Consider the following 19,967-nt stretch of genomic DNA (forward strand, 5'->3'; position numbering starts at 1 on the left):
AATCAGCTATATCTTTTCTGGATATGCCATCAGTTCGAACCACTCTTTTGAAAATATAAGATCGCTGCAAAATTCCTCTCTGTTTTATCTCAAGTAAACTTTCAAATTAACAATTAGATCAGTTGCGTTTTTAGCATAGTGATACCTTTATTTTGACAAGGTATAGGTCATCAGTTCGACCCATTCTTGTTGAAAATATTAGATCGCTGCAAACTTCTTTCAGTAATACCTCTTGCAAGAAACCCTCCATATTTAACAATTAGCTCAGTTGCGTTTTTAGCATAGTGATACCTTTATTTTTCCAAGGTATAGGTCATCAGTTCCAACCACTCTTTTTGAAAATATTAGATCGCTGCAAAATTCCTTCAGTTATACCCCGAATTAAAAATTTCTTTAGATTTAATGAACACGCAGGCTGGTTTTAACAGGTTTAATGTCTGTTTATTTCATATTTGCTAATTTACCTGTCTTTTATATGTAAAATATGAGCTTGCTCAAATATTCCTTGTGATTTTTCAACCATAATAAATACAAGCTTTTACAAACTAATTTATTAGCTGCATGAGAATGCAGATACCGTGGAGTGTTTATGATACGTATCCAACAACTAAGTGAGTTACTTGAGTTTATTGCTAAGTCACGTTTAGACATGAAACAACTCTATAGCCGATTACAGCGCAATGCTGATTCGACTCGAGTAAAAATGATGTTGGAGTATTTGCAACAACATCAACAACATGTGCATGACAGTATTGAAGATTACATTGATGAAGCACCAACGCGGATGCTGGATACTTGGTACAAAGATATCACTTTCGAAGACTTTAAAAAGCGTTGCGATGACTCAACTCTAGCTGCCAACATGAATGAAGATGATGTACTCGAACTGCATCTTGACTTAGAAAATAGATTAATTGGACTGATAGAAAAGACTGCTAACAGTACTGCAGTTACAGAGATTAAAGAGGCTTTACTAGACTTGGTAAGAGTTGAACGAACTCAACAAAAAAGACTCGTGCATAGTGCATTAAGAATGGAAGATATTTAACAGATATTTTGCCCATTTCTATTTTATGTTAATATTTCCAAATAGAGTCAGCTATTAAGCTGGCTCTATTTTTTTCAGCTGTTTAAATCGGGTAATATTACAATTAAGCGTATTTAATCTCTGTGAAATGATACTTTTTATATGATTAATCCCTCAAGTGCTGGTAAGTTAACATGACTTCTATAACAAAAAATCTTCAAGACGAACAAGCTACAATTGAATTAGGCATTGAGTTGTCGCTCTGGGTTTCAGCGCCTTTGGTGATATATTTAACCGGTGACTTAGGTGCGGGTAAAACGACGTTAAGTCGTGGCCTAATTCAGAGTTTAGGTCATGAAGGTAATGTAAAGAGTCCGACTTATACTCTGGTTGAGCCTTATGAGTTGAAAGATATGGAAGTATTTCACTTTGACTTATATCGTTTACTCGATCCTGAAGAGCTTGAGTACATGGGGATCCGTGATTATTTTACTGAAAAAAGCATCAGTATCGTAGAGTGGCCTGATAGAGGGCATGGTTTACTGCCAGCAGCTGATCTTGCGATTCATTTGAGTTATCAAGGTGAGCAGAGACAAGTTGAAATTACTGGACTGACACCTTCAGGGCAGTTCATCGTCAATAAATTAAAATAATAATGACTAAGACTTAAGATAAAATGACTCGATTTTTTGCGTTTATATTGTTGCTTAGCTTCTCATATACAGTTGATGCAGCTAATAAATTAGATAGCATCCGCATTTGGGATGCCCCCAATTCTACCCGGGTCGTTTTTGATTTATCGAAAGCGCCATCATATAGTCATTTCTCGCTAACAAACCCTCAGCGTTTGGTTATCGATCTCAAAGATGCTTCCACAAAAGTGAAATTTGATAATTTAGCCAAAGATAGCAAGCTGATTAATAAAGTTCGACTCAGTTCTCCGCCTAAAAAAGGCACCCTACGTTTGGTTTTAGAGTTGGCGTCTCCGGTTAAGGCGAGTTTATTTTCTTTGACACCAACAGCGCCTTACGGCAATCGATTAGTGGTCGATTTAGATAATTCTGCTAACCAGCCAGCAGCTAAAAAGCAAGTGGTGCAAACGAGTAAGCGATCAACTGATGTGATTGTTGCAATTGACGCTGGCCATGGTGGTGAAGATCCTGGCTCTATTGGTCCTAAAGGGACCTTTGAGAAAAAAGTCGTATTAGCTATTTCAAAAAGACTCGAACGCAAGATTAATGAAACGCCCGGTATGAAAGCGGTAATGACCCGAAGTGGTGACTACTTTGTTAACTTGAATCAACGCTCCGAGTTAGCAAGAAATAGCCGAGCGGATTTATTGTTATCTATTCATGCAGACGCATTTACGACACCTCATCCTAAAGGTGCTTCAGTTTGGGTATTGTCTAAACGCCGTGCAAATACTGAAATTGGTCGTGTGTTTGAAGATAAAGAAAAACACTCGGAGCTGTTAGGTGGAGTGGGCGACATTATTCAAAACACTGATAGTGAACAGTACCTTGTGATGACCTTGATTGATATGTCGATGGATCACTCAATGGCGGAAAGCCACAGTATTGCGACTGATATTTTATCAGGCTTAGGTAAAGTGACTAAGCTGCATAAAAATAAACCTGAATCAGCAAGTTTTGCGGTATTAAAATCAACAGATATTCCTTCAATTTTGATTGAAACCGGCTTTATTTCTAATCCAAAAGAAGAAAAACAGTTACTAAATGGCAATCACCAGCAGAAATTAGCCAATGCGATTCACAAGGGGGTGGTGAACTATTTTGAGGCCAACCCGCCTGCAGGTACTGCATTCGCAAAGACAAGTAATGTGAAGCATACGGTAAGAAGCGGTGAATCATTATCTGTGATTGCCCAGCGTTATAAAGTCAGTGTCGCCAGCATCAAAAAAAGTAATAACTTAAAGTCCGATGTATTACGAATAGGCCAAAAGCTGGTCATTCCGAGGGCATAAACTATGGCAATTCAAATTCTACCACCGCAACTTGCCAACCAAATTGCAGCAGGTGAAGTCGTTGAAAGACCAGCATCAGTCGTTAAAGAGCTCGTCGAAAACAGCTTAGATGCTGGAGCGACGCGCGTCGATATCGAGATTGATAAAGGCGGCAGTAAATTAATCCGTATTCGAGATAATGGTAAAGGCATTGCAAAAGATGAACTGGCATTAGCTTTATCACGTCACGCGACATCCAAAGTTCACTCGCTAGATGATCTAGAAGCGATTTTAAGTTTTGGTTTTCGTGGTGAGGCGTTAGCGAGTATTAGCTCTGTTGCGCGCCTGAGTTTAACTTCAAAGCCTGCAGAACAATCAGAAGCTTGGCAGGCAAACGCTGCAGGCTCGCAAATGGATGTAAAAATTACTCCAGCTGCACACCCAAAAGGCTCAACCATCGACGTGGTGGATTTATTTTTTAATACCCCCGCTAGAAGACGTTTTTTAAAAAGTGATAAGACTGAGTTTACCCATATTGATGAGTGGCTTAAACGGATTGCGATTGCTAGAACCGATGTGCATTTTACCCTAACGCATAATGGTAAATTGGTGCGCCAATATCGACCTGCAAATACCGAAATCCAGTATAAGCAACGCTTGGGGCAAATTTGTGGGCGCGGATTTGCTGAGCAAGCGCTGCACTTATCGTGTGAGCATGATGGTTTGACACTATCAGGGTATTTACAGTCTCCAAGTGATACGCATGTTACCGATAGCTGCTACTTTTATGTCAATGGCAGACTAGTGCGAGATAGACTAGTTAACCATGCGGTTAAACAAGCTTTTGGTCGTTTTAATATTCAGCATCAACCTGGGTATGTGTTGATGCTTGAGATTGACCCGCATCAAGTTGACGTTAATGTTCACCCAGCAAAACATGAAGTCAGGTTTCATCAAAACCGTTTAGTCCATGATTTTATACTTCAGGCTTTGCAGTCGGTACTTGAGCAGATTTCTGAATTGGCGATCGATCCTGAAGGTCACTTTTCAGATAGTGTGAATGTAAATGGGCAAAGTATTACAACTACCGACTCCCATGAATCGTCACATGCTCAGGCAAATAATCCACATCAGAATGGACGTCATCAGGGGGATTTGTATCGTGGTGAAGGAACTCAAGCGAGTGCATATTTAACCCAAATAGGTGCCAACCATACCGATAGTGATAAGGAATACCAGCCTAGAGAGGTGAGTAATAATCGCTTTGGTAGCATGTCGATACCGGCACAAGGTCATCAATATGGTGGTTCTCAAGGTGGTAATGCCAGGGCCATTGACTCTGCAGAAGTTACACCCACTGCGATAGCAAATTATGGTCAATTACTACAAACCAATAAAGAAAATGCATCGTTAACACAAATTAATGAAGTTAATACTTCAGTTGTTAATACCATGCCGCCTTTATTAGATGGTCAATATTGGGTGATGGCCAAAGAAAGCCAATTACTCTTGCTCGATATATCGCAAGTGTCAGTTATTGTTACAAAAAATGAAATACTTTCTAAGATTAACACTGGTTTAGTGGGGCAGCCTTTGCTGATGCCTGTGTCAATTCAAGCTGATGTGGATTGGAAAGCATTACTGGAAGAACGAGATATATTACTGCGCAGACTAGGATTAACCCTATCAATTCGCTACCAACAGTTGATAATAAAGAATGTGCCCCCATATCTGAGAGACAGCCAGTTAGCTGTATTAATTCCAGAACTATTAAACTGGATTAAATTAGAAACTCCTTCAGATGAAGCATTATCACTGTGGATTGCAAAACACCAAACGCAATCATTTACAGCAGCATCAGAGATTTGGTTTAAATACAGTCAATTAGATAACGAACAGAAATTGAGTCTTGAGTCACAAGCAAAGTCGTTACCATGGAAAACCTGGTTAGAAGAGAATTAATGTGAACCAAGCTAAACAACCTAAAGTATTGTTTTTGATGGGGCCAACGGCCTCAGGCAAGACATCTTTAGCCATTGAAATGGCGCAAAAGCATAACTGTGAAATTATTTCAGTTGATTCTGCGCTGATATATCGTCAAATGGACATTGGTTCAGCTAAACCTAATGCTGATGAATTAGCATTAGCACCGCATCGTTTAATTGATATATTAGATCCGAGTGAAAGCTATTCGGCTGCTGATTTTAGACGTGATGCACTGATTGAAATAGAACAAATTATTGCTCGTGGTAAAACCCCACTACTTGTCGGTGGCACCATGATGTACTTTAAAGCACTACTTGAAGGGTTATCTCCGCTTCCTGCGGCTGATGACGATATTAGAGCTGAAATAATTAAAGAAGCAGAAGAGTTTGGTTGGGATGTGTTACACCAGCAACTTTGCGAGGTTGACCCTGTAGCGGGTGAGCGAATTCACCCTAATGATCCGCAGCGACTTTCTCGTGCTTTAGAAGTTTTTAGAATAACAGGTAAGACAATGACTGAGTTGACAGCAACTAAGTCAGAGGCGTTACCATATGATGTGGTTCAATTTGCTATTGCACCACTTGATAGAAAAGTATTACATGAATTAATCGCGAAAAGATTTAAACTGATGATGGAACAGGGTTTTATCGAAGAAGTTGAGCGATTAAAATCCCGAGGCGATTTGCATTTAGACATGCCTTCTATGCGCTGCGTTGGTTATAGGCAGTGTTGGCAGTATTTAGATGAAGAATTTGACTATGATACATTGATAGAAAAAGCCACTGCAGCTACTAGGCAATTAGCTAAACGTCAATTAACATGGTTGAGAAGTTGGCCAGACTTAAATTGGCTTGAAAGTGGAGCCGAAGGAAATTTAGTTACACTTATACGACATTCGAGCTAGATTATTCGCCGTTGCTGTATAATACTCAAACTAAACAATAAAACATTATTCAAAAAATTTGTTTTGAAAATAAAAAAAGGAAATCGAAATGGCTAAGGGGCAATCTTTACAAGACCCATTTTTGAACGCACTGCGTCGTGAACGTGTACCAGTTTCAATCTATTTAGTGAATGGTATTAAGTTACAAGGACAAGTTGAGTCATTCGACCAATTCGTTATTTTGTTAAAAAATACAGTAAGCCAAATGGTTTACAAACATGCTATTTCGACTGTAGTACCTGCGCGTCCATTTAATGTGACAGCTCAAAGTACTCATACACAGCATGATGAAGCACCTGCATCAGAATAATATTTAAGGAGTTTGCTACTTGTTTGATCGCTATGAAGCGGGTGAAACCGCAGTTCTTGTACATATTGACTTTTCTGATGACGACCGAAGAGAAGACATAACTGAGTTACAATTATTAGTTGAATCAGCAGGAGCTCGCTCTGTTGGTGTTATTACCGGAAGCCGTCGTTCACCTGATCGAAAGTTTTTTGTTGGTACAGGTAAAGTTGAAGAGTTAGCCGCAATGGTGGCAGCTACTGAAGCAAATGTGGTGATTTTTAATCACGCGTTAAGTCCTGCACAAGAAAGAAATTTAGAGCAAATTTGTGAATGCCGAGTATTAGATCGGACAGCACTGATTTTAGATATTTTTGCTCAACGAGCGAGAACGCACGAAGGTAAGTTACAAGTGGAGCTAGCGCAATTGCGCCACATGTCGACTCGCCTTATTCGTGGTTGGACTCACTTGGAGAGACAGAAAGGTGGTATTGGTATGCGAGGCCCTGGGGAAACCCAGCTCGAAACCGATAGACGTTTGTTGCGTGGGCGAATTAAGAGTATTAATCGTCGACTTGATAAAGTAGACAAGCAACGTGAACAAAGCCGCCGATCGCGTAAACGCAGTGACTTATCAACTGTGTCATTGGTGGGTTACACCAATGCGGGTAAGTCAACTTTGTTTAATGCGTTAACCGCTTCAGAAGTCTATGCAGCGGATCAGTTATTCGCCACGTTGGATCCAACGTTGCGTAAACTAAATCTACCTGATGGTGCCGTCATTTTAGCGGATACCGTTGGGTTTATTCGTCATTTACCTCATGATTTAGTCGCAGCCTTCAAAGCTACATTGCAAGAAACTCGTCAAGCTGACTTGTTATTGCATGCCATAGACTGTGCTGATGAAAATATGACGGAAAATTTCGAACAAGTGCAAAATGTACTTGAAGAAATTGACGCAGATACTATTCCTCAACTGGTCGTTTGTAATAAAATCGACTTATTGGAAGACTTTGTGCCTCGAATCGATTACGACGATGAGGGGATGCCTGAACGAGTTTGGGTATCTGCACAAAAACAAATTGGATTTGAATTGCTTTTACAGGCTATCAACGAGTTAATCGGTGAAGTGATTGTAGAGCAAACATTGAAAATACCAGCGACGGCTGGGCATTATCTTGGTCAGTTTTATGGACTGGACGCGATACAGCAGAAAGAGTATGACGATCTGGGGAACTGTATTTTGTCTGTTCGTTTGTCGGAAGCCAATTGGCGCCGATTAACAAAACAGAGTCAAGGCGAATTAGAGACGTTTATCTCTGAATCTTCACTTGAAGATTCAGCAGTAGACGTTACTTGCTAATAACATTTATTTCATCCACTTATGGAGTGCTAAATGGCTTGGAATGAGCCCGGTAACAAGGGAAAAGATAAAGACCCTTGGGGAAACAAAAACGGTAACGATAAAGGCCCACCAGATTTAGACGAAGTATTTCGTAATCTTTCAAAGCGCTTTGGCGGTGGTAAAGGTGGTTCAGGTGGATCGTCAAGTCCTTCATTTAACTCAACCAGCATTATTGTTGTTTTAGTTATTGGTTTGTTGGTTTGGGGGGCTTCAGGTTTTTATACCATTAAAGAAGCTGAACGTGGGGTGACCTTACGTTTCGGTCAACATTCTGGCGAAGTTGGACCTGGTTTACATTGGAAAGCGACTTTTATTGATGAAGTTTTCCCTGTGAACATCAAAGCAGTTCGATCAATTCCATCTTCTGGCAGCATGCTAACATCTGATGAAAACTTGGTTAAAGTTGAATTAGATGTTCAATACCGCGTAGATGATGCTTATTTGTATTTGTTCAGCGCTGTTGATGCCAATGCAAGTTTAAGAGAAGCGACAGATAGTGCTTTACGTTATGTGATTGGACATAACACTATGGATGACATCCTGACCACTGGTCGTGATGCAATTCGTCGTGATACTTGGTCTGAACTAGAACGTATTCTTGAACCATACAAATTAGGTTTATCAATTCAAGACGTCAACTTCTTGCCTGCGCGTCCGCCTGAAGAAGTAAAAGATGCCTTTGATGATGCGATTTCTGCGCAAGAGGATGAGCAACGATTCATTCGTGAAGCTGAAGCTTACGCACGTGAAATTGAACCTAAAGCGCGTGGTCAAGTAGAACGTATGGCTCAAGATGCTAGCGCTTATAAACAGCGTGAAGTGTTAGAAGCTCAAGGTAAAGTAGCGCGTTTTGAACAGTTATTGCCTGAGTATGAAATGGCACCAGAAGTGACTCGTAAGCGTCTTTATTTAGATGCGATGCAAGCAGTTATGGCTGACACGAATAAAGTACTTATTGATACCAAAAACAGTGGTAACTTAATGTATTTGCCTTTAGATAAAATGATGGATAATCAAACTAAACGTGAAGTGGTTGAGCCTGTAGCGGAAACGCATATCAATACTCCTTCAAATAATTCGTTTGGTTCTTCAATGCCGCTTGATGGCCGCCAAACTCGCGAAGCTCGTTCTCGCCAAGGGAGGGACTAACTCATGGGTAGATTTGGACTGATTATTTTAGTCATCCTTTTAGGGATTGGTTTTTCATCTTTGATGGTCGTAAATGAAGGCGAACGTGCCATTGTTTCGCGTTTTGGTGAAATTTTAAAAGATGATGTCAACGGCGAAGCTGTTACTCGTGTGCTTGCGCCGGGGATCCATTTTAAAATACCTGCTATCGATAAGGTTAAATACCTTGATGCACGTATTCAAACTCTAGATGGCGCTGCTGACCGTTTCGTGACTTCTGAAAAGAAAGATTTGATGGTTGATTCATACGTTAAATGGCGTATTAACGACTTTGAAACCTTCTACCTTTCAACAGGTGGCGGTAACATCGTAACTGCAGAAGACTTGCTACAACGTAAAATCAACAATGATTTACGTACTGAGTTTGGTCGCCGCACCATTAAAGAAATTGTTTCTGGCAAACGTGATGAACTGCAAAATGATGCTTTAGAAAATGCAGCTGAAAGCTCACAGGATTTGGGTATTGAAGTGGTTGACGTTCGTGTTAAGCAAATCAATTTACCTGCTAACGTGAGTAGCAGTATTTTCCAGCGTATGCGAGCAGAGCGTCAAGCTGTTGCTAAAGAGCATCGTGCACAAGGTAAAGAGCAATCTGAAATCATTCGTGCAACGATTGATGCTGATGTAACAGTTAAAGTTGCAGAAGCTGAACGTAAAGCGTTAACTGTTCGAGGTGAAGGTGATGCACTATCTGCTAAAATTTATGCAGATGCGTATAACAAAGATCCTGAATTTTATGGTTTTTTACGTAGCTTAGAAGCCTACAAAGAAAGTTTTGCTGGCAACAGTGATGTGATGGTTCTAGAACCTGATAGTGACTTCTTTAAATACATGAAATCAATTGATGGTAAGTAAATTGTCATTTAGTTGATTAAAAACCCGGTTATTACCGGGTTTTTTTATGTCTGCGACTTTTTATATAAACAAATTGAATTTTTTGCGCTTTGGCTTAATTAATCAGCTATGACTAATTTAGAAGCAAAGTATTTCATTAAATTTTATTAATTAACAGTAAGTTATAAAATTCACTTCTGCATATATTCTCTAAAAAGTATCAAAATGCTTGGTTGTTTTTTGTGCGCCTTAAAAAAAACATACAATTCCCGCAACTTAGTTGTGTGTTTTACTATGATCTGGTTCTAATTTTTCGCTATAATGAGCCCCGCCTCAAAGTATAGATTTAGCGATTAGTGATTCTAATGTTGCTAAGTTATTAAAATATAAGAATTCCAACACCCTCTGGGAGATAAGTGGATGAGCAATGCGCCAGTCGATACCGGACGCCGCAGATTCCTGACAGCCGCAACCGCCGTAGTTGGTGGAGCTGGTGCCGTCGCTGTAGCGGTGCCTTTTATCAAGTCATGGAATCCGAGCGCTAAAGCGAAAGCTGCAGGTGCACCGGTTGAAGTTAATATTAGTAAAGTAGAACCAGGTCAATTAATTCGTGTTGAATGGCGTGGCAAACCTGTATGGGTTGTACGTCGTACAGATGCAATTCTAAGTGAACTGCCCAAATTAGATGGTCAATTACGCGATCCTGCCTCTGAAGAATTACAACAGCCTGAATATGCAGCTAACCCTGCTCGTTCAATTAAGCCTGAGTTTTTCATTGCTGTAGGTATTTGTACTCACCTAGGTTGTTCACCAACTTATTTGCCTGATTCATTTGGCGAGCAAGTCGAAGGTGTTACGGCTGGATTCTTCTGCCCATGTCATGGTTCTAAGTTTGATATGGCTGGTCGTGTATTCCAAGGTGTACCTGCGCCATTAAACCTTGTTGTACCACCACATCAATATGTTGATGACGGCACGGTACTCATCGGTGTAGACACAGGAGCTGCATAATGGTTAAGAATATCGTTGATTGGATTGATGCTCGCATCCCAATGACGGCGACTTATAATCGTCACGTTGGTCAATATCCAACTCCAAAGAACTTTAACTTCTGGTATTTCTTTGGTTCATTAGCTCTACTTGTTTTAGTTAACCAACTACTGACTGGTATTTGGTTGACCATGAATTACGTGCCAACTGCAGAAGGCGCGTTTGCTTCTGTTGAATACATCATGCGTGATGTTGAATACGGTTGGTTACTTCGTTATATGCACTCCACTGGGGCCTCGGCGTTCTTTGTGGTGGTTTATCTGCATATGTTCCGTGGTCTTATCTACGGTTCTTACCAAAAGCCAAGAGAACTACTTTGGTTATTCGGTATGTTGATTTTCCTAGTGTTAATGGCTGAAGCCTTTATGGGTTACTTGCTTCCTTGGGGACAAATGTCTTACTGGGGCGCACAGGTAATTATCTCTTTGTTTGGTGCAATACCGTTTATTGGTGATGACTTAACATTGTGGATCCGTGGTGACTATGTTGTTTCTGGTGCTACGCTAAACCGCTTCTTCGCATTGCATGTTATTGCTTTGCCATTAGTACTTGTTGTACTTGTTTTCCTTCACTTAATTGCATTACACGAAGTGGGCTCAAACAACCCAGATGGTGTTGAAGTTAAGAAGAATAAAGATGAAAACGGATGGCCAGTAGACGCTATTCCTTTCCATCCTTATTACACAGTAAAAGACATTATGGGCGTGGCCGGTTTCTTAATCGTGTTCTGTTACGTATTGTTCTTTATGCCTGAAGGTGGCGGTTACTTCCTTGAAAAGCCAAATTTCGAAGCGGCTAACCCAATGAAGACTCCAGAACATATTGCTCCGGTTTGGTATTTCACTCCATTCTACGCAATCTTACGTGCGATTCCTGACAAGCTATTAGGTGTAGTGGGTATGGGTCTTGCGATTGGGGTGCTGTTCATTCTACCTTGGTTAGATCGCTGTAAAGTGAAGTCTATCCGTTACCGTGGTTTGATCCATAAGATTAACATTGCACAATTTACTGTGTCTTTCTTAATCCTGGGTTACTTAGGTGCTGTGCCTGCAACACCAACGTTAACTATTGCAGCGCGTATCTTTACACTTACTTATTTTGGCTTCTTCGTTGCGCTGTGGGTTTACAGTAAAAATGAAAAGACAAAACCGGTTCCTACGAGGGTGACGCACTAATGAAAAAGTTATTAATTGCATTAGTTACATTGTTACCAGCGCTAGCGATAGCGGCAGGTGGCAACAATGAGTTTGTAAAATATCCTGAGCAAGCAATCGATCTGCATGACAATGAATCATTAGAGCGTGGACTTGGTTTATTCCAACAATACTGTTCTGGTTGTCACAGTACACAATACCAACGTTATGGTCGTGTGGCTGAAGACTTAGGTATTTCAGTAGACGATATGCGTCAAAAGTACATGTTCACTGACGCTAAAATTGGCGAGCTGATGGAAAACGCAATTCCACCTGCAGATGCTGCAAAGTGGTTTGGTGGAGCTGCTCCTGATTTAACTTTGGTTGCACGTGTTCGTGGTCAAGATTGGGTTTACTCTTATCTGAAAGGTTTTTATAAAGATGAAAGCCGTCCATTTGGGGTGAACAACACGGTATTTCCACTAGTAGGCATGCCGCATGTACTTGAAGATCTACAAGGTGTTTCAAAACCTATCTACGAAACCGTAGAAGAAAATGGTGTTGAAGTATCTAAGATAGTCGGTCTTGAGCCTGCAACTGGTGGTACTATGAGTGTAGAAGAGTATGACCAAGCAGTTCGTGATATCACTGGTTTCCTTGTATATTCTGCAGATCCTGTGAAATTAGAACGCGAAGCTTTAGGCTGGTGGGTACTCGGATTCTTGTTTATTTTCTTCATCGTTGCTTATTTGTTGAAGAAAGAATACTGGAAAGATGTGCACTAGACACGAATAACGGGTAAAATACATTATTCGCATACTTTAAACGAGGGGCTTTGCCCCTCGTTTGTTTTGTTTTTTCCGTTTTTCTGGAGGGTAACAATGGCTGTAGCTGCCAACAAACGCTCTATCATGACACTTTTTTCTGGTGCCGATGATTTATATAGCCACCAAGTACGTATCGTCTTGGCTGAAAAAGGTGTAACTGTTGATGTATTGCAGGTAGAACCTAGTGAGAGACCTCAAGAGTTATTGGATGTTAATCCATACAACTCAGTACCGACTCTAGTTGATCGTGAATTAGTTCTGTATGAATCTCGTATTATTATGGAATATTTAGATGAGCGTTTTCCTCATCCTCCATTGATGCCTGTATATCCGGTTGCTCGTGGCCAAAGCCGTCTAATGATGCACCGTATTGATACTGACTGGTATGTACTAGTTGATCGTATTCGTAAAGGTGATAAAGCTGATGCGGCTCGTAAAGAACTGACTGAAAGCTTAGTTGCTTTAGCGCCAGTATTTGCTGAAATGCCTTACTTCATGAGTGAAGAATTTGGCTTAGCTGATTGTTACTTAGGTCCGTTATTATGGCGTTTACCTGAGTTAGGTATCAACTTAGATGTTCGTACATCTAAAGATATCCATGCTTACATGACACGCATTTTTGAGCGTGAATCATTTAAAGCATCGTTAACTGAGGTTGAGCGCGAAATGCGCATGGGTATGTAATGAAAGCGATTACACCTAACCGTCCATATTTGTTGCGGGCTTACTACGAGTGGTTGATGGATAATCACTTTACCCCACATGTTGTTGTGGATGCATTTGTAAAAGGCACTCAAGTACCTCAAGAGTTTGTTAAGGACGGCCAAATCGTGCTTAATATTGCTGGCGGTGCAGTGGGCAACTTACAAATGACCAATGAATTTGTTGAGTTTAATGCTCGATTTGGTGGTGTGCCTCAGCAAGTTGTTTTACCTATGGCTGCAATCGTTGCGATTTATGCGCGCGAAAACGGTGCTGGGACTGTGTTTGATATGGAAGATGCTTATATGCCTGAAGATGAATCGGAAGATTTAGCTCCAGCACCACGCTCTTTCTCTGCAGTTGAAACAACGGATAAAGCTGACGTTACAGAAGAAAAGCCTACAAGCAATTCTGAAAAACCAAAAGGACGTGCACATTTAACTGTCGTCAAGTAACGATGTAATGTGTCAGTTCGGTTCATAAGAAAACCAGTCGCAAATGAGTGACTGGTTTTTTCATTTCTGTCTCACTAAAAATGATTGTTGAAGTAAACCATTAATTTAGTCGAGATAAGCTTTTGCCAACCGAGTCAATTTAAACGCGACTTTTAAGCTGCGGTTCTCTAGATTGTCATTGTCAGTTTCTAATTGATAACGTGCGACTATGGCCAAATAGGCACAAAGTTGTTCAGAATCTTGAGCGAGTGCAAGCAAAGCAATTGGTTCGATTAATTGACGATAAGCATGATGATTATGCATGTGTTGTTTTAGATCTAATGGATCCCAATCTGCGCAGATGCAATCAGCCACATGTGATTTTAATTGCTCTGATTTTGTGTGACTGATTTCAGTTTTTGGCAATAATTCCACTAAGCCTGCTAGCAAGTTTTCAACTCCGTCAGCAATATGTTCTTCTGCTGAGGGCTGATCGATGAAACAAAACTCACCTAAACTTAATTTAGCACTCTCAGAGGCGCTTACCTCAATCGACTTTTTACGGCCTTGATGCCAAGCAAAGCTAACTAACGGATAATCGCCTACCGCTGCGTTGTAGTTAACACAAACTAAATGCTCATTTTGAATGTCAGGGAAACTGTCTTGAGGGTAATGGCCAATTACGACAGGTGTCGATAATTGATGGTGTGGATGGTGTTCAATTAATTCCAGAACAGTATAGTTGAGACACGAAGTCATCATTGCTGATAACGGATGTGTCTCATCAAATGCAGCAGGCCAAAACTGTTGAGACAAAGCATTTTTACTGCCTTTTTCTGAATCAGTGTTTATCGTAGATGTAGACTCTTGAGTTAATAAACATAGATAAGGGTTAAGTTGGCTTATAACGGATTCGTCCCAACATGCATGTATTGCCCGAATATGATCAAAATCGAGATAAATCGGTAATGCCATAAACCAGTCAATCCACTGGAACAACTGCTCATCACCTTGAGCGAATTCTTTTAAGAATAGCGGTGTTAACTTATTGGTTTCAGTAGAACCATTAGGTAAGTAGGGCGTATCCGTAATGGGGTGATGCTTACTCCATCCTATTGCTTCAAATTCGTTGCTACCCAACAAGCAAAAAGCATGGCCTTTATCTACTAACTCTTTTACAAATGACAATAATGCAATGTGCTCTATATTTTCAGCTTCATTTGCAGCAATTAAGTTTCCACAAAACACCAGTTTCACGAATTGAATGCTTGATTCAGGATCTTCAATATCAAAATCAATTTCAGTGAGTAAGTCATTCAATTTATCTAAGCGGCCATAGACATCACCTATGAAATATAAGCTGGTATTGTCGATTTGTTGTTTGTGGCTGTGCATGTTGAAACCCAGAAGACAAATAAAGTAAATTGAGCCGTATTATACCCTAGCAACGAAACGTTACAGCTGAAATAAATCATACAGAGTGCTAAAAATTTAAGTGGGCTACTAAGCTATGATATTATCCGCGGCTTGTACCCTTTGGTTGGTTATCTACAGAGTGACTGTTGATTATTAATCAACTTTATAATGGTTTGAGTTTGGAATCTTTTGCAAACCGATGAGTTCACAAGACCACACTCGTGCAAATTTTTACCTTGAAGTTGGGATGTTTAATGCTGTTAATGATTGATAATTATGATTCATTTACCTTTAACTTAGTGCAGTATTTTCAGCGCTTAGGTTATGAAGTCGTGGTTAAAAGAAATGATCAAATTACTCTCAGTGAAATTGAAGCGCTTAATCCAAGTCATCTGGTTATTTCGCCTGGTCCGTGTTCTCCAGACGAGTCGGGTATATCACTTGCTGCCATTGCGCATTTTGCGGGTAAAGTACCATTATTGGGCGTGTGCTTAGGTCACCAAGCGATTGCACAGGTATTTGGGGCTAACGTGATAAAAGCGCAACGGGTCATGCATGGTAAAACGAGCGCAATAACCCATAACGAATTAGGTTTATTTCAGCAATTAAATCAGCCATTAACTGTCACGCGTTACCATTCTCTGCTAGTTGAATCTTTGCCTGAAGCGTTTCAATTAGATGCCTGGTTTGATGATCCCATTCATGGACGAGAAATCATGGCAATGAGTCATAAAACTCTGCCAATTTATGGTGTGCAATTTCATCCAGAAGCGATATTGACTGAGCAAGGTCATGAACTATTGAATAATTTTCTGACTCGATGCTAACTTCTGTTACAACTTAAGCGATAAATCCCCACAAACATTGTCATTATTTGTGATATAAAAGGCCAATAATAAAAGTACTTGCCAAACTTTTTAACGTTTAGGCGAGAATATATCATTCATCTTTGATGACAAGGGATTTAATATGACCAGGCTACTGCGAAATGCCGCATTGAGTGCGCTTTCTCTCGCAATAATTTCAGGTTGCAGCGCTACAGCAAGCAACAATGACTCTCCAACCGTATCTAATCAATCAGCCAGTGTGGTAGTGCCATTCGCTATGCCACCGCAAGCTGAGCAAGCATTGACCTTGAATCAAATTATGGCTAATCCTGATTGGATGGGATTGTTAGCTAAGAATGCTTATTGGTCTGACGATAGCCAGTCAGTTTATTTTAGTCGCCAAGAGCATCAATCTGCGATTGCGGATGTATACCAACAAGGCATCAATCAGTCTCAAGCTACGATTCTTAAACTTAACCAGTTGCATTTAGCAGATCAAAAACGTGGTGTGTTTAATACTGACAAGTCTCAAAAAGCCTATATTTACAAAGGAAATATCTTTGTTAAACAACTTAACTCCGGTGAGATTAAACAATTAACTCGTCAAAATAATGCGATTGATGACGTTAAGTTTTTAAACTCAGGCGATCTTGCTTATATGCAAGGTAACAGTGTGTTCAAATTACATTTAGACACAGGTATGACTGAGCAACTTGTTGATATTCAAATGGCTAAAGCGCCTGCGGGCGTTAAAGATCCTGAGTCATATATTGCTAAACAGCAACACCGTCTAATTGCTTATGTTGCACTACAGCATGACAAGAATAAATCTCGAGCAGAATACGCAGAAGAATTAGCAGCACAAGATCCGACATTTGCACCTAAAACCTGGTACTTAGGTGACAGTGAAACTGTCGATGAAATGAGTTTATCTGCTGATGGTCGTTATCTTGTTGTCGCTTTATCAGATAAAAATTATAGCTGGCGAGCTGAACATGACATCATGCCTAACTACCTAGGTAAAGATGGTTATGTAGACGCTGTACCTGCAAGAGCAAGAGTGGCAGAAGACAACTATCCAGGCGAAAGGTTAGTATTACTTGACCTAGTTGAGCATGTAAAAAAAGACATCACGATTGAAGGTTTAACTGGCTTTGATGAAGATGTATTGGCATCAGTTAAAGCAGAAAATGCTAAAGCCAAAGGCGAAAGTTACACAAGTAAGCCTGAGCCGCGTGTTCTGCAGTTAATGCAAGACTGGGGCTGGGGTCAAAGTGCCATTCAATGGCATGACACTGACAATAAATTGCTTGTAATGATGGAAGCCCATGATAACAAAGATCGTTGGATCGCAAGTGTCGATCTACAGTCTGGCAAGCTTGAGACTGAACATCGTTTACATGATGATGCTTGGATTAACTATACTTTTAACCAGTTTGGCTGGGTGACCGGTGAAGATAAGTTTTATTACTTGTCTGAAGAATCTGGATTCTCTCAGTTATATGTCAAAGCAGATGATAAAACTACCGCTTTAACTAAAGGCGAGTATGTCGTTGATCAAGTAACATTATCACCAGATGCAAGCCATTTATATTACCGTGCGAATAAAGACCATCCTGGCACTTACAATGTCTACCGTGTAGAGATTGCAACTGGTAAGACTGAACAATTAACCGAGTGGACAGGCACTTTAGATTACAAACTAAGCCCAGACGGTCAATCATTGTTACTGACAGCTTCTACAGCTGTAAACCCAAATGAGCTATACATACAGCCAATAGGTGGCGAGCTTAAACAATTAACTCAATACACCAGCAAAGCATTTAGCAATTATGCTTGGCAAGCGCCGCAAGTCGTCAAAGTTCCTTCAACTCATGGTGCTAAAGATATTTATGCCAGAGTGTATTTGCCTCAAGGCTACGATGCTGCTAATGCTGATAAATACCCTGCGGTCATCTTTAATCATGGTGCTGGTTATTTACAAAATGCCCATAATGGTTTCTCTGGTTACTTCCGTGAGTTTATGTTCCATAACCTGCTGACACAGCAAGGTTATGTGGTAATGGACATGGATTATCGTGGTTCTAAGGGTTACGGGCGTGACTGGCGCACCGCTGTGTACCGTAATATGGGACACCCTGAAGTTGAAGATTTAAAAGACGGTGTTAGCTGGATGGCAAAACACACCAATGTCGATACTGCTAAAGTGGGTACCTATGGTGGTTCTTACGGCGGGTTCTTAACCTTCATGGCATTATTTAATGAGCCAGAGTTATTCCAAGCTGGCGCAGCATTACGTCCAGTGACGGACTGGGCACATTATAATGCACCTTACACTTCGAATATTCTTAATACGCCAGATGTCGACCCTATCGCTTATGAGCGTAGCTCGCCAATTGAGCATGCTCAAGGTTTAGAAAAGCCGCTGCTGATCATGAGTGGTGTGCTGGATGATAATGTTTTCTTCCAAGACAGTGTACGTTTAGTACAACGTTTAATTGAACTTGAAAAACCAATGTTTGAGACGGCGATTTACCCAGTTGAACCGCATGGCTTTAGACAACCATCAAGTTGGTTAGATGAATACCGTCGTATATACAAACTATTTGAGCAAGAGCTTAAGTAAATATTGAAAATTAGCACTTTATGCCATGCATGAAGCGCTTCACCTTAAAAGGGCTTCCTATTGGAAGCCTTTTTTATGTCTTTCTTTTTTGATTATTACGCTCAATTGATACATAAAGCGGCCGATATCCTTTATTATCACCAACATGTATCAAGGTTAAAGGTTTGCAGTAGTGGCAGTGTCGGTAGCAGGTGGAGTCAGACCAGGAAAAGTCATCGAAGTTGAAAATCGATTATATAAACAACTTATTGTAGGGAAAGAAAAGCTGACCCAGCAGTTTGATGATCGCGATAAACAGCTTGAGGATGATGCCAATAAATTAGAAGTCGAGCGTAAAGCCATTAAGGCGCGCATGGAAGAGCAAGCAAAAGCTCAGCATGTGCTTAAGCGTATTTCTGAGCAGCTGACCATCACAGTGATGAATGCCCTAGAGCATCAAATTAGCTCACCTAAACAAATGCTGGAACAATCTGGTCTAGCTGAGTCACAAGTCTTACTACTTGATTTACTATTGAATAAAGACCCTGATCTTCGTCGTATCCGCCCCTTAGTCGAAAACATCTCCTGGTTGTATACCGATTTAGTCAATTTAATTAATAGCCCAGCATCAAGCCATAGAAGACCTCAGCGATCGGAAGTTAAAGTCACTGATATTAAGTTAGTCCTTAATTATATTGGCATTGAAAACTTACAAGCGGTAATACCTTACTTTTGCCTACGTAATTGGTTGCCTTCTGGTAATGCTAATCTAGTCTGGACCACCAGAAAGCTATGGCGATATAGCATGATGACTGCAATTGCAGCCAAAGCCCTAGCAGTATTGCATGAGAAAGATGCGGCGCTGGTTTACAGCGCGTCGCTCATGAAGCAATTAGGCAGTGCGACTATCTTGAATGCTAGCGCAAGGCAGTTTGAGAAAACCTGGGGCACTTGGCTGCGAGAAACGAGTGCTAAAGGAGATAAGAATCTCTACGATGCCGTGATGGCATCTGAGTTTCCTGCAAATGAAGTCTTTAGCAAGGTAATGTCTCATGGTGAGCAGTTAAATTGGCAAATGCTGGATTTACTTGAATTTGAAAACAGTAAGCTGACAAAAATACTAAAAGAGCTCGATTTTAATTACCACTTTAGCGAGTTCTCTGCTGAAAGTGCCATCGTCGCGAAAGCGAGTTGCTTCGCGAAAGTGTTATTGTTAGAAGAATCTCGCCTAATTGATCCGCAAGAAAAGCGTGTGATGTTTGATTATTATGAATTTACTGAGCAGGAACTTATCAGGCTGAAAGGGCAAAACTACCGCAAATTGGATTTAGTGTAATCACA

General features: G+C 40.5%; 18 protein-coding genes. 17 read left to right on the top strand and 1 reads right to left on the bottom strand.

Annotated features, from left to right (window positions below):
* Positions 1 to 592: 592 nt before the first annotated feature.
* The 14 genes from LMH66_RS15785 to LMH66_RS15850 all read left to right on the top strand — a co-directional run bounded on the left by LMH66_RS15785 (position 593) and on the right by LMH66_RS15850 (position 13,799).
* Entirely contained in the window at positions 593 to 1,048 is a 456-nt protein-coding gene (locus tag LMH66_RS15785; protein WP_229371226.1) for a hypothetical protein, read from the top strand.
* A 173-nt stretch (positions 1,049 to 1,221) separates the two neighbouring features.
* Positions 1,222 to 1,680, top strand: a complete 459-nt coding sequence (tsaE, locus tag LMH66_RS15790; protein WP_102529197.1) for a tRNA (adenosine(37)-N6)-threonylcarbamoyltransferase complex ATPase subunit type 1 TsaE — start codon at positions 1,222 to 1,224, stop codon at positions 1,678 to 1,680.
* A gap of 23 nt (positions 1,681 to 1,703) precedes the next feature.
* Positions 1,704 to 3,011, top strand: coding sequence for an N-acetylmuramoyl-L-alanine amidase (locus LMH66_RS15795; RefSeq protein ID WP_102529198.1), 1,308 nt, complete (start codon positions 1,704 to 1,706; stop codon positions 3,009 to 3,011).
* 3 nt (positions 3,012 to 3,014) lie between these two features.
* On the top strand, positions 3,015 to 4,952 hold the full coding sequence (gene mutL, locus LMH66_RS15800) for a DNA mismatch repair endonuclease MutL (RefSeq protein ID WP_229371149.1): 1,938 nt from the start codon (positions 3,015 to 3,017) through the stop codon (positions 4,950 to 4,952).
* A 1-nt stretch (position 4,953) separates the two neighbouring features.
* Positions 4,954 to 5,880, top strand: a complete 927-nt coding sequence (gene miaA, locus LMH66_RS15805) for a tRNA (adenosine(37)-N6)-dimethylallyltransferase MiaA (protein ID WP_102529200.1) — start codon at positions 4,954 to 4,956, stop codon at positions 5,878 to 5,880.
* Positions 5,881 to 5,968: 88 nt separating this feature from the next.
* Positions 5,969 to 6,229, top strand: a complete 261-nt coding sequence (gene hfq / locus LMH66_RS15810) for an RNA chaperone Hfq (RefSeq protein ID WP_102529201.1) — start codon at positions 5,969 to 5,971, stop codon at positions 6,227 to 6,229.
* Between the two features lie 19 nt (positions 6,230 to 6,248).
* Complete coding sequence (hflX, locus tag LMH66_RS15815; RefSeq protein ID WP_102529202.1) at positions 6,249 to 7,568, top strand: ribosome rescue GTPase HflX; 1,320 nt, start codon at positions 6,249 to 6,251, stop codon at positions 7,566 to 7,568.
* 33 nt (positions 7,569 to 7,601) lie between these two features.
* Complete coding sequence (gene hflK / locus LMH66_RS15820) at positions 7,602 to 8,759, top strand: FtsH protease activity modulator HflK (protein WP_102529203.1); 1,158 nt, start codon at positions 7,602 to 7,604, stop codon at positions 8,757 to 8,759.
* 3 nt (positions 8,760 to 8,762) lie between these two features.
* On the top strand, positions 8,763 to 9,653 hold the full coding sequence (gene hflC / locus LMH66_RS15825; RefSeq protein ID WP_102529204.1) for a protease modulator HflC: 891 nt from the start codon (positions 8,763 to 8,765) through the stop codon (positions 9,651 to 9,653).
* Positions 9,654 to 10,052: 399 nt separating this feature from the next.
* Positions 10,053 to 10,643, top strand: coding sequence for a ubiquinol-cytochrome c reductase iron-sulfur subunit (gene petA, locus LMH66_RS15830; protein WP_055024958.1), 591 nt, complete (start codon positions 10,053 to 10,055; stop codon positions 10,641 to 10,643).
* Entirely contained in the window at positions 10,643 to 11,857 is a 1,215-nt protein-coding gene (locus LMH66_RS15835) for a cytochrome b (RefSeq protein WP_153916436.1), read from the top strand. The genes petA and LMH66_RS15835 overlap by 1 nt, the downstream gene beginning before the upstream one ends.
* Positions 11,857 to 12,600, top strand: a complete 744-nt coding sequence (locus tag LMH66_RS15840; protein WP_153916435.1) for a cytochrome c1 — start codon at positions 11,857 to 11,859, stop codon at positions 12,598 to 12,600. The genes LMH66_RS15835 and LMH66_RS15840 overlap by 1 nt, the downstream gene beginning before the upstream one ends.
* A 96-nt stretch (positions 12,601 to 12,696) precedes the next feature.
* Positions 12,697 to 13,326 carry a stringent starvation protein SspA gene (gene sspA / locus LMH66_RS15845; RefSeq protein ID WP_229371151.1) on the top strand — a complete coding sequence of 210 codons (630 nt, stop codon included), beginning with the start codon at positions 12,697 to 12,699 and terminating at the stop codon, positions 13,324 to 13,326.
* On the top strand, positions 13,326 to 13,799 hold the full coding sequence (locus LMH66_RS15850) for a ClpXP protease specificity-enhancing factor (RefSeq protein ID WP_102529208.1): 474 nt from the start codon (positions 13,326 to 13,328) through the stop codon (positions 13,797 to 13,799). Before sspA ends, LMH66_RS15850 begins: the two co-directional genes overlap by 1 nt.
* Positions 13,800 to 13,904: 105 nt before the next feature.
* Here LMH66_RS15850 and LMH66_RS15855 read toward each other — a convergent pair whose 3' ends face one another.
* Positions 13,905 to 15,173, bottom strand: a complete 1,269-nt coding sequence (locus tag LMH66_RS15855) for a hypothetical protein (RefSeq protein ID WP_102529209.1) — start codon at positions 15,171 to 15,173, stop codon at positions 13,905 to 13,907.
* Between the two features lie 275 nt (positions 15,174 to 15,448).
* Between LMH66_RS15855 and LMH66_RS15860 the strand changes: the two genes are divergently transcribed.
* The 3 genes from LMH66_RS15860 to LMH66_RS15870 all read left to right on the top strand — a co-directional run bounded on the left by LMH66_RS15860 (position 15,449) and on the right by LMH66_RS15870 (position 19,962).
* Positions 15,449 to 16,021 (top strand): anthranilate synthase component II, encoded by a 573-nt coding sequence (locus LMH66_RS15860; RefSeq protein WP_229371154.1) that lies wholly within the window; start codon positions 15,449 to 15,451, stop codon positions 16,019 to 16,021.
* Positions 16,022 to 16,163: 142 nt separating this feature from the next.
* Positions 16,164 to 18,647, top strand: coding sequence for a S9 family peptidase (locus LMH66_RS15865; RefSeq protein ID WP_229371156.1), 2,484 nt, complete (start codon positions 16,164 to 16,166; stop codon positions 18,645 to 18,647).
* Positions 18,648 to 18,819: 172 nt separating this feature from the next.
* The gene (locus LMH66_RS15870; RefSeq protein WP_229371158.1) at positions 18,820 to 19,962 is read left to right on the top strand and encodes an HDOD domain-containing protein; all 1,143 of its coding nucleotides are present in this window, start codon (positions 18,820 to 18,822) and stop codon (positions 19,960 to 19,962) included.
* Positions 19,963 to 19,967: the final 5 nt, after the last annotated feature.

It is taken from the genome of Shewanella sp. 10N.7 (assembly GCF_020806285.1).
GTDB classification, from domain to species: Bacteria; Pseudomonadota; Gammaproteobacteria; order Enterobacterales; family Shewanellaceae; genus Shewanella; species Shewanella electrodiphila.

Excerpts from the sequence above, each read along its gene's own strand:
- tsaE (WP_102529197.1), top strand. The coding sequence starts at position 1,222 with ATGACTTCTATAACAAAAAATCTTCAAGACGAACAAGCTACAATTGAA.
- LMH66_RS15795 (WP_102529198.1), top strand. The coding sequence starts at position 1,704 with ATGACTCGATTTTTTGCGTTTATATTGTTGCTTAGCTTCTCATATACA.
- mutL (WP_229371149.1), top strand. The coding sequence starts at position 3,015 with ATGGCAATTCAAATTCTACCACCGCAACTTGCCAACCAAATTGCAGCA.
- hfq (WP_102529201.1), top strand. The coding sequence starts at position 5,969 with ATGGCTAAGGGGCAATCTTTACAAGACCCATTTTTGAACGCACTGCGT.
- hflK (WP_102529203.1), top strand. The coding sequence starts at position 7,602 with ATGGCTTGGAATGAGCCCGGTAACAAGGGAAAAGATAAAGACCCTTGG.
- hflC (WP_102529204.1), top strand. The coding sequence starts at position 8,763 with ATGGGTAGATTTGGACTGATTATTTTAGTCATCCTTTTAGGGATTGGT.
- petA (WP_055024958.1), top strand. The coding sequence starts at position 10,053 with ATGAGCAATGCGCCAGTCGATACCGGACGCCGCAGATTCCTGACAGCC.
- LMH66_RS15835 (WP_153916436.1), top strand. The coding sequence starts at position 10,643 with ATGGTTAAGAATATCGTTGATTGGATTGATGCTCGCATCCCAATGACG.
- LMH66_RS15840 (WP_153916435.1), top strand. The coding sequence starts at position 11,857 with ATGAAAAAGTTATTAATTGCATTAGTTACATTGTTACCAGCGCTAGCG.
- sspA (WP_229371151.1), top strand. The coding sequence starts at position 12,697 with ATGGCTGTAGCTGCCAACAAACGCTCTATCATGACACTTTTTTCTGGT.
- LMH66_RS15850 (WP_102529208.1), top strand. The coding sequence starts at position 13,326 with ATGAAAGCGATTACACCTAACCGTCCATATTTGTTGCGGGCTTACTAC.
- LMH66_RS15855 (WP_102529209.1), bottom strand. The coding sequence starts at position 15,173 with ATGCACAGCCACAAACAACAAATCGACAATACCAGCTTATATTTCATA.
- LMH66_RS15860 (WP_229371154.1), top strand. The coding sequence starts at position 15,449 with ATGCTGTTAATGATTGATAATTATGATTCATTTACCTTTAACTTAGTG.
- LMH66_RS15865 (WP_229371156.1), top strand. The coding sequence starts at position 16,164 with ATGACCAGGCTACTGCGAAATGCCGCATTGAGTGCGCTTTCTCTCGCA.